Annotated in this window: 10 protein-coding genes and 2 pseudogenes; 6 read left to right on the top strand and 6 right to left on the bottom strand. The window is 63.2% G+C overall.

Translation table 11 applies throughout. From position 1 onward, the window contains the following. Positions 1 to 195 (top strand): annotated as a pseudogene (locus HCZ87_RS18765) (hypothetical protein); the annotation flags it as partial. Between the two features lie 96 nt (positions 196 to 291). On the opposite strand, the gene HCZ87_RS18760 reads toward HCZ87_RS18765, so the two are convergent. Further along, positions 292 to 753, bottom strand: coding sequence for an Lrp/AsnC family transcriptional regulator (locus HCZ87_RS18760; RefSeq protein ID WP_217701977.1), 462 nt, complete (start codon positions 751 to 753; stop codon positions 292 to 294). A 152-nt stretch (positions 754 to 905) separates the two neighbouring features. On the opposite strand from HCZ87_RS18760, the gene HCZ87_RS18755 reads away from it, so the two are divergent. Beyond that, complete coding sequence (locus HCZ87_RS18755; protein ID WP_167646303.1) at positions 906 to 1925, top strand: 1-aminocyclopropane-1-carboxylate deaminase; 1020 nt, start codon at positions 906 to 908, stop codon at positions 1923 to 1925. 112 nt (positions 1926 to 2037) lie between these two features. On the opposite strand, the gene rplT is transcribed toward HCZ87_RS18755, so the two are convergent. From rplT to pyk, 4 genes are all read right to left on the bottom strand, one after another. After that, positions 2038 to 2403, bottom strand: a complete 366-nt coding sequence (gene rplT / locus HCZ87_RS18750; protein WP_167646301.1) for a 50S ribosomal protein L20 — start codon at positions 2401 to 2403, stop codon at positions 2038 to 2040. A 15-nt stretch (positions 2404 to 2418) separates the two neighbouring features. Beyond that, positions 2419 to 2619: a 50S ribosomal protein L35 gene (gene rpmI, locus HCZ87_RS18745; protein ID WP_009178285.1), complete on the bottom strand. Its 201-nt coding sequence runs from the start codon at positions 2617 to 2619 to the stop codon at positions 2419 to 2421. A 116-nt stretch (positions 2620 to 2735) separates the two neighbouring features. After that, complete coding sequence (locus HCZ87_RS18740) at positions 2736 to 2957, bottom strand: hypothetical protein (protein WP_167646299.1); 222 nt, start codon at positions 2955 to 2957, stop codon at positions 2736 to 2738. A gap of 34 nt (positions 2958 to 2991) precedes the next feature. Beyond that, complete coding sequence (pyk, locus tag HCZ87_RS18735) at positions 2992 to 4437, bottom strand: pyruvate kinase (protein ID WP_167646297.1); 1446 nt, start codon at positions 4435 to 4437, stop codon at positions 2992 to 2994. Positions 4438 to 4819: 382 nt separating this feature from the next. Here pyk and HCZ87_RS18730 point away from each other — a divergent pair, with 382 nt between their 5' ends. The 4 genes from HCZ87_RS18730 to HCZ87_RS18715 all read left to right on the top strand — a co-directional run bounded on the left by HCZ87_RS18730 (position 4820) and on the right by HCZ87_RS18715 (position 7084). Continuing rightward, the gene (locus tag HCZ87_RS18730; protein ID WP_175582323.1) at positions 4820 to 5152 is read left to right on the top strand and encodes a DUF1244 domain-containing protein; all 333 of its coding nucleotides are present in this window, start codon (positions 4820 to 4822) and stop codon (positions 5150 to 5152) included. A 238-nt stretch (positions 5153 to 5390) separates the two neighbouring features. Further along, positions 5391 to 5780: a hypothetical protein gene (locus HCZ87_RS18725; protein WP_167646294.1), complete on the top strand. Its 390-nt coding sequence runs from the start codon at positions 5391 to 5393 to the stop codon at positions 5778 to 5780. Then, positions 5777 to 5989, top strand: coding sequence for a helix-turn-helix transcriptional regulator (locus tag HCZ87_RS18720; RefSeq protein WP_167646292.1), 213 nt, complete (start codon positions 5777 to 5779; stop codon positions 5987 to 5989). Before HCZ87_RS18725 ends, HCZ87_RS18720 begins: the two co-directional genes overlap by 4 nt. A gap of 288 nt (positions 5990 to 6277) precedes the next feature. After that, positions 6278 to 7084 (top strand): dioxygenase, encoded by an 807-nt coding sequence (locus HCZ87_RS18715; protein WP_167646290.1) that lies wholly within the window; start codon positions 6278 to 6280, stop codon positions 7082 to 7084. Here HCZ87_RS18715 and HCZ87_RS18710 read toward each other — a convergent pair. Next, positions 7079 to 7364: pseudogene (locus tag HCZ87_RS18710) on the bottom strand (hypothetical protein); the annotation flags it as partial. The gene HCZ87_RS18715 and the pseudogene HCZ87_RS18710 sit on opposite strands and share 6 nt — an antisense overlap.

The raw sequence follows: 7364 nt of genomic DNA, 5'->3' as shown, positions 1-7364 counted from the left end.
AGCGCCGCCACCGCGCAAAAGGCCGCCGCCGCCGATGCCCTCGCCAAAGAGGCACAGAGCTACAAGGCCTTTGTCAACGACAACAAGATCATGGCGCTTTGCGAAAAGAACCCCTTTGGCGTGACGCTGCCCATCCGCAAGGAGCTTGGCGCGGCGCTAGACCGGATCGCGCAGCTCGCCAAAGCCGCCGCCTGAGCTCAGGCGCATCGCAACAAGCCGCCCGGGTGCAGCGCAACCCGGGCGCCTCCCTGCCCCGGCCCGCCCCGGCCTGCGCGCCCTAGCCTGCCCGCGTCAGAACGCCAGCAGCGCGTTTTCCTTGACTTCCTTCATGACAAAAAACGACCGGATCTGCCGCACCCCCGGCAGGGCGATCAGCATCTTGCTGTGCAGCGCGTTGAAATCGGCCATGTCGCGCACCCGGATTTTCAACAGATAGTCAAAATCTCCGGCCACCAGATGGCAATCCAGAAGCTCCTTCATCTCGCAGACCGCCGCCTCCAGCGCGGCAAAGCTCTCGGGCGTGGAGCGATCCAGCACCACCCCCACCATGACCAGCGCCCCAAGCCCCACCGTCTCCGGGTTGATCTGCGCATGCACGCCGCTGATATGGCCCTCCTCAAACAGTCGCTGGGTGCGGCGGTGGCAGGTGGCCGGGCTGATGTTCACCGCCTTGGCCAGATCCGCATTCGACAGCCGCCCGTCCCTTTGCAGCAGCCGCAAAATGCCGTGATCGATTCGATCCAAATCCGCCATGGAAGAGTCTTTCATTTCAGGAGTTCATTTTCATCAGTATGAGCAATCAGATCCCAAACATAAAGAATAAACCAAAATCAAGCGGCAGCATTCGAGAGCACCTTTCATTACGCCATTGCTAGGCTGGGCCTGACTGACAACAGGAGAATCCCATGTCCTTGCTATCGAAGTTTGACCGCTACCCGCTGACCTTTGGCCCGACCCCGATCGAACATCTGCCCCGGCTGAGCGAGGCGCTGGGTGGCAAGGTCGAGTTCTACGCCAAGCGCGAGGATTGCAACTCCGGCCTGGCGATGGGCGGCAACAAGCTGCGCAAGCTGGAATATATCGTGCCCGACGCCATCGCCAGCGGTGCCGATACGCTGGTCTCGATCGGCGGGGTGCAATCCAACCACACCCGGATGGTGGCCGCGACTGCCGCCAAGCTCGGCATGAAATGCGTGGTGATCCAGGAGAAATGGGTGCCCCATTATGATGCGGTCTATGACCGGGTCGGTAATATCATGATGACCCGATTGATGGGCGCCGACAGCCGCCTGGTGGACGAGGGCTTTGACATCGGCATTCGCGAAAGCTGGGAAAACGCCATCAAATCGGTCGAGGACGCGGGCGGCAAACCCTATCCGATCCCGGCCGGGGCCTCGGTGCATAAATACGGCGCGCTTGGCTATATCGGCTTTGCCGAGGAGGTCGCGGCGCAGGAACAGGAGCTGGGCTTCACCTTTGACTATATCGTGGTCTGCGTGGTGACCGGCTCCACCCAGGGCGGCATGATCGTCGGCTTTGCCGCACAGGACCGCGCCGACCGGGTGATCGGCATTGATGCCTCCGCCACGGTGGAGCAAACCCGCGCGCAGGTGCGTTCGATCGTGGACAACACCGCCGAGCTGGTCGGCCTGGGCCGCGCCGTGCGCGAGGATGAAATCGTTATCACCCCGGATTACGCCTCCCCCGCCTATGGCGTGCCCTCCGAAGAAACCAACGAGGCCATCCGCCTGGCCGCACAGACAGAGGCGATGATCACCGATCCCGTCTATGAGGGCAAATCCATGCAGGGCATGATCGACTTGACCAAAAAGGGCTTTTTCCCCGAAGGCTCCAAGGTGCTCTATGCCCATCTGGGCGGCGCACCGGCGCTGAATGGCTACAGCTACTATTACAAGGACGGCTGAGCCGTCCCACTCGCTGCCCCCCGCACAACAAAAAACCCGCCGGAGCGCTCCGGCGGGTTTTCATTTGTTCTGCGATGTCTGACCGAGGTCAGCTCTGCACCGCGCTTTGGCCTCAGGCGGCCAGCGCGTCCTGTGCCTGGCGCACGATGGCACCAAAGGCTTCGGGCTCGTGCACGGCCAGGTCGGCCAGAACTTTACGGTCCACTTCGATACCGGCCAGGTTCAGACCGTTGATGAAGCGGGAGTAGGTCAGGGCCTCGTCGTGGCTCCGCACAGCTGCGTTGATCCGCTGGATCCACAGAGCGCGGAAATTGCGCTTGCGGTTCTTACGGTCGCGGGTTGCGTATTGGTTCGCCTTGTCAACGGCCTGACGGGCGACCTTGAAGGTGCTCTTGCGGCGGCCGTAGTAACCTTTGGCTGCCTTGATGACCTTCTTGTGACGGGCGTGAGTCGTGGTACCACCTTTAACGCGGGACATATCTCAGATCTCCTCTTAGCGGTCGTAGGGCATGAAGCCCTTGACGATCTTTGCGTCCGGTGCGGACAGAGTGGTGGTGCCGCGAGCATCGCGAATGAATTTCTTGTGACGTTTGATCATGCCGTGGCGTTTGCCGGCTTGACCAGCCATGACCTTGCCGGTCGCGGTCACTTTAAAGCGCTTTTTTGCGCTCGATTTTGTCTTCATCTTGGGCATTTCCGTCTCCTTATTTGTAGGTTCGCTACACACGCGACTCGGCATGCCACTTTGGCCGGTCGCGCGAACAGGGGTGCCCTTTACGGCAGTGTGTGCCAAAGGGCAAGTGGATTCGATCAGAGAAATTGCCCGAGGACCCGGAAGAACACCTCCGGCACCTCGGAGAGCACATATCCCCCCGGGCGGGTCAGCGCCGCCCAGGCGATACAGCCGCCCCCCAGGAGCAGCATCAACATGGCCGTCAGGGGGCTGCGCCGGTTGGCATAGGCCGAGACAAAGGCCGGCACGCCAAGCCAGGCCAGCACCAGTCCGATTACCAAAATCTCGTCCGTCGCCATGTGCTGGCCCCCAGATCACTCTGGGATCAGGCTATTACTCCGGGTCGGTGTTGTAAATCAGCCGTTCGTCACAGGGGGCGATGCGCAGGATATTGGTGGTGCCGGGCACGTTGAAGGGCACACCGGCGGTCACCACCACCTGGTCTGTCTCGGAGGCAAAGCCGCCCGACCGGGCCGCCCGCGCCGCCGAAACCACCGCGCCCTTGAACCGGTCCACCTTGGCGGTGACCACGCAGTTGCAGCCCCAGCTGAGCGCCAGACGGCGGGCGGTGCGCACCAGATGGGTCATGGCGATGATCGGCACATTGGGGCGTTCGCGCGCCGTCAGCAGCGCCGTGGCGCCGGATTGGGTAAAGCAGCAGATCGCCTTGATCTCGGTCTTCTCGGCGATCTCGCGCGCGGCGGCGACGATACCATCGGCGATGGTGTCCCCCTTGGAGCGGCGCGATGCCGAGATGATATCGCGATAGGTCGGGTCCAGCTCCACCTCGGTGGCGACCTTATCCATCGTCTGCACCGCCTCGATCGGATATTGGCCCGCCGCGGATTCGGCGCTCAGCATGATGGCATCGGTGCCCTCATAGATCGCGGTCGCCACGTCAGAGACTTCGGCCCGGGTCGGCATCGGGCTTTCGATCATGCTCTCCAGCATCTGGGTGGCCACGATCACCGGCTTGGCGGCGCTACGGCATTGGCGGATCAGGCGTTTCTGGATCGGCGGCACGGCCGCCACCGGCAGCTCCACGCCCAGATCGCCCCGCGCCACCATGATCCCGTCAGAGGCATCGAGGATTTCGTCGAAATGCTCCACCGCGGCAGGTTTTTCGATTTTCGACAGCACCGCCGCGCGGCCATCGGCCAGTTGCCGGGCCTCGAACACATCCTTGGCGCGCTGCACAAAGGACAGCGCCAGCCAATCAACGCCGAGCTCACAGGCGAATTCCAGATCGGCCCGGTCCTTTTCCGACAGCGCCGCCAGCGGCAGGATCACATCCGGCACGTTGACGCCCTTGCGGTTGGAGATGGTGCCACCGGTCACAACCTCGCAATTGGCGTAATCGGCGCCGCAATCCTTGACCTTGAGCCGGATCTTGCCGTCGTTGACCAGCAAAGACGCCCCCGCCTCCAGCGCCTGGAAAATCTCCGGGTGCGGCAGGCAGACCCGGTTCAGATCGCCCTCGGCCGGGTCCAGATCCAGCCGGAAGGCCGCGCCTTCGACCAGGTTCTCCTCGCCATTGGCAAAGACCCCGACCCGCAGCTTGGGCCCCTGAAGATCCGCAAGAATGGCGATGGTCGAATCCAGATCCGCCTCCACCTGGCGAATGATCTTGTGCTTGGAGGCGATCTCGGCGTGGGTGCCGTGGGACATGTTCAGACGGAACACATCGGCCCCGGCCTCATGCAGCGCACGGATGGTTTCATAGGTGTCGGACGCGGGGCCCAGCGTGGCCACGATCTTGACATTGCGCGTGCGTTTCATGGGATCTCTATCCTCCGGCTGCCGCCACATGTGACGGGATAACATGCGGGTTTGCGGCATTCCGGGACAAGGCGAGCCTCTGCGCCCGGCGAATGTTACCGCAAACATATTTACTGGTCTTATGGCTCAATTCCCATCGTGCCGCAACTGTTCAGAACATGCATGACAGGGTGATGACGGACCCATCACAGGGGTATGACAGGGCAATGACAGCACCATCCTATTTCACCCCGCCCCCGGCTCGCAAGCGGCGAGGCCATGCAAGGGTAAATCATCCGTCACCACCGCGCCCGCCCTGCCCCGCCTCGCCCTGCCCCGACCGACCTTGCCCCGACCCGCCGCCATTGCTACCTCTGGCGTGAACAGCACATAAGGACAGCACATGACCCAGCCCGACATCGACGCCCAGACGCAGATCGAACTCGAAGCCGCCGCCTTTCGTCGCCTGCGCCAGCATCTGATGCAGGACCGCACCGATGTGCAGAACATCGACATGATGAACCTCGCCGGATTCTGCCGCAATTGCCTGTCGCGCTGGTATCAGGAAGCCGCCAACGAAAAGGGCATCGAGCTGGGCAAGGAAGAGGCCCGCGAGATCTTCTATGGCATGACAATGGCCGACTGGAAGGCGAACTACCAGACCGAGGCCGGCGCCGACAAACAGGCCAGCTTTGAGAAGGCCTTTGCCGAGAATGTCACCAACAAGGCCGACTGAGCCTCGCCACTTGCCCGGGCGCCGGCGGTCACGCCAACCGGCGCCCCAGGGCCGCCAAGCCCACCGGGGACGCGCAGCTCAACCGACACCATCCGAACCGCCGCAAGCGGACACGCGACCTTGGGCGGTTGGTGTCCGCGCAGCGGGATCTTTCTGCCTTTGACATCCTTAGCGAAGTAACCTTGACGTTACACGAGGGCCTCCTTATGTAACCTGTAGGTTACACTAGGAGATGAATATGAACCCGCTTGCCATCACGCGCCTTGCCGCGAATCTCATGGTCACCGCTTTTGGTGTCGGACTGCTTGGCGTCTATGCTGTCACGCAGGCCGTCACAGCCGATCTTGTTGCCTGGCTCGGCGGTCTTGCCGTTCTTGGCGGCGTCGCGCAGTTCTTGGTTTCCGTGCTCTTCCCGCGCAGCATCCGCCCCACCTGGGACGAGATGGCCGTTGCGTCGCATCGCGGCGCCTACCAGTTCGGATACTGGTGCGCCGTCCTTTCCTTCTGGGTGTTTTTCTTTTCCGCACAAGGCTCTACTGCGAACTTGGACGGCGCGTTCCTCACGCTGGGTGTCCTGCTGATCTGCGCCCCCTCGGCCTGGATGGCTGTCGCAGCGTTGCGCAAATGAGATCCACGGATCAGCTCATCGTCCATTTGAAGCACCATCGGCTGAAGGCCGGACTTACCCAAATGGAGCTGGCAAACATGGTCGAGGTGAGCCGCAAGACAATTAACACGGTAGAGAACGGCGTGTTCGTGCCATCGACGACCTTGGCCTTGCGTCTGGCGAGATGTCTGGGCGTGTCGGTCGAAGACCTGTTCACGCTTTCTGATTGAAGCGCTCAACCTTCAAACTTTGCTTCTCCAGACGAAGAAAGGGCTCTTTTCACGCCTTCGCTGCATGCTGGACTGGCGCAAGCACGGTCGGCTCGATTGCCCAGGGGGCCCGTCGTCTCTGATCATGCCTGTCGCTGTGCGCGGCACAGGGATGGTCTATGTCGCGGCGGCCAGAACCGGGGCGGGCGCACAGGACCTGTGCAGCCCGGCGCCTATGCAGCATGCCATGGCGGGCCTAGGATCAGGATCAGCGATCCGACACCCGTTCACACCTCAAGGAGGCCCGCCATGACCCGCATGCCCAGCTATTTCATTTCGCACGGCGGTGGCCCCTGGCCCTGGATCGCGGATATGCGCCAGACCTTTGCCCCGCTTGAGGACTCGCTGCGCGAGATGCCGCAAGAGCTGCCCGAGGCCCCGCGCGCGATCCTCTGCATCTCTGGCCATTGGGAGAGCGAGGCCTTTGCCGTCATGTCCGCAGCGCGGCCGCCGATGGTCTATGACTACTTCGGCTTTCCGCCCGAAACCTACCAGATCAGCTATCCTGCCCCCGGCGCGCCCGCGGATCTGATCCAGCGCACCACCGACCTGATTGCCGGGGCCGGCCTGCCGACCCGGCTGGACGGGGAGATCGGCTATGACCACGGCACCTTTGCGCCGCTGGCGGTGATGTATCCCGAGGCCGATGTGCCGCTCTATCAGGTGTCGCTGCAACATGGCTATGATCCGGCGGCGCATTTTGCCCTGGGCCGCGCCCTGGCACCGCTGCGCGACGAGGGCGTGCTGATCATCGGCTCTGGTCTCAGCTATCACAACCTGCGCGCCTTCGGCCCCGCCGCCAAAGTGCCCTCCGAAGCCTTTGACGCCTGGCTCAACGACGTGCTCGCCCTGCCCCCGGCGGAGCGCACCGCCGCGCTGATCGACTGGGAGCGCGCGCCCTATGCCCGCGATTGCCACGCGCAGGAGGATCACCTCGCGCCGATCTTCGTCGCGCTCGGCGCCGCCGAGGAAGAAGCCTCCACCCGGATCTATCACCAAAAGAACATTCGCGGCGGGGTGACCGCCTCGGGCTTCCGCTTTGGCCCGGGTCTATAGCTGCGCGGGGATCATCTCTGCGGCGAGCTGATCCATCAGATCCTGCACCATGCGGGCCGCCTCCTCGCGCAGCCCCTTGCGGCGCAGCTTTGCGGCCAGCGCGGAGCCTTTCGTGCTGGCCTCGCGCGCCAGCAGCAACAGGGCAATCTCGCGCAGCTGATGCAGGATCTGCTCTGCCTGATCCGGCGTGGCGCCCTGCGCCCGCCCCTCCGGCAGCACCGTGTCCCGCAGCAGATCGCGCAGCAGCGGCCCGTGTTTGCTCGCCAGTGCATCGGCAAGG

Source organism: Phaeobacter sp. HF9A, from assembly GCF_011806385.1.
In the GTDB taxonomy this organism is placed as follows: Bacteria; Pseudomonadota; Alphaproteobacteria; order Rhodobacterales; family Rhodobacteraceae; genus Epibacterium.
This window is presented reverse-complemented; position numbering and strand designations above follow the sequence as displayed.

What these genes read in the sequence shown, in the direction of transcription:
- pyk (WP_167646297.1), bottom strand. Translation starts at nt 4,437, where the DNA reads ATGAAACGCACGCGCAATGTCAAGATCGTGGCCACGCTGGGCCCCGCG.
- HCZ87_RS18730 (WP_175582323.1), top strand. Translation starts at nt 4,820, where the DNA reads ATGACCCAGCCCGACATCGACGCCCAGACGCAGATCGAACTCGAAGCC.
- HCZ87_RS18755 (WP_167646303.1), top strand. Translation starts at nt 906, where the DNA reads ATGTCCTTGCTATCGAAGTTTGACCGCTACCCGCTGACCTTTGGCCCG.
- rplT (WP_167646301.1), bottom strand. Translation starts at nt 2,403, where the DNA reads ATGTCCCGCGTTAAAGGTGGTACCACGACTCACGCCCGTCACAAGAAG.
- HCZ87_RS18725 (WP_167646294.1), top strand. Translation starts at nt 5,391, where the DNA reads ATGAACCCGCTTGCCATCACGCGCCTTGCCGCGAATCTCATGGTCACC.
- HCZ87_RS18720 (WP_167646292.1), top strand. Translation starts at nt 5,777, where the DNA reads ATGAGATCCACGGATCAGCTCATCGTCCATTTGAAGCACCATCGGCTG.
- HCZ87_RS18760 (WP_217701977.1), bottom strand. Translation starts at nt 753, where the DNA reads ATGGCGGATTTGGATCGAATCGATCACGGCATTTTGCGGCTGCTGCAA.
- rpmI (WP_009178285.1), bottom strand. Translation starts at nt 2,619, where the DNA reads ATGCCCAAGATGAAGACAAAATCGAGCGCAAAAAAGCGCTTTAAAGTG.
- HCZ87_RS18740 (WP_167646299.1), bottom strand. Translation starts at nt 2,957, where the DNA reads ATGGCGACGGACGAGATTTTGGTAATCGGACTGGTGCTGGCCTGGCTT.
- HCZ87_RS18715 (WP_167646290.1), top strand. Translation starts at nt 6,278, where the DNA reads ATGACCCGCATGCCCAGCTATTTCATTTCGCACGGCGGTGGCCCCTGG.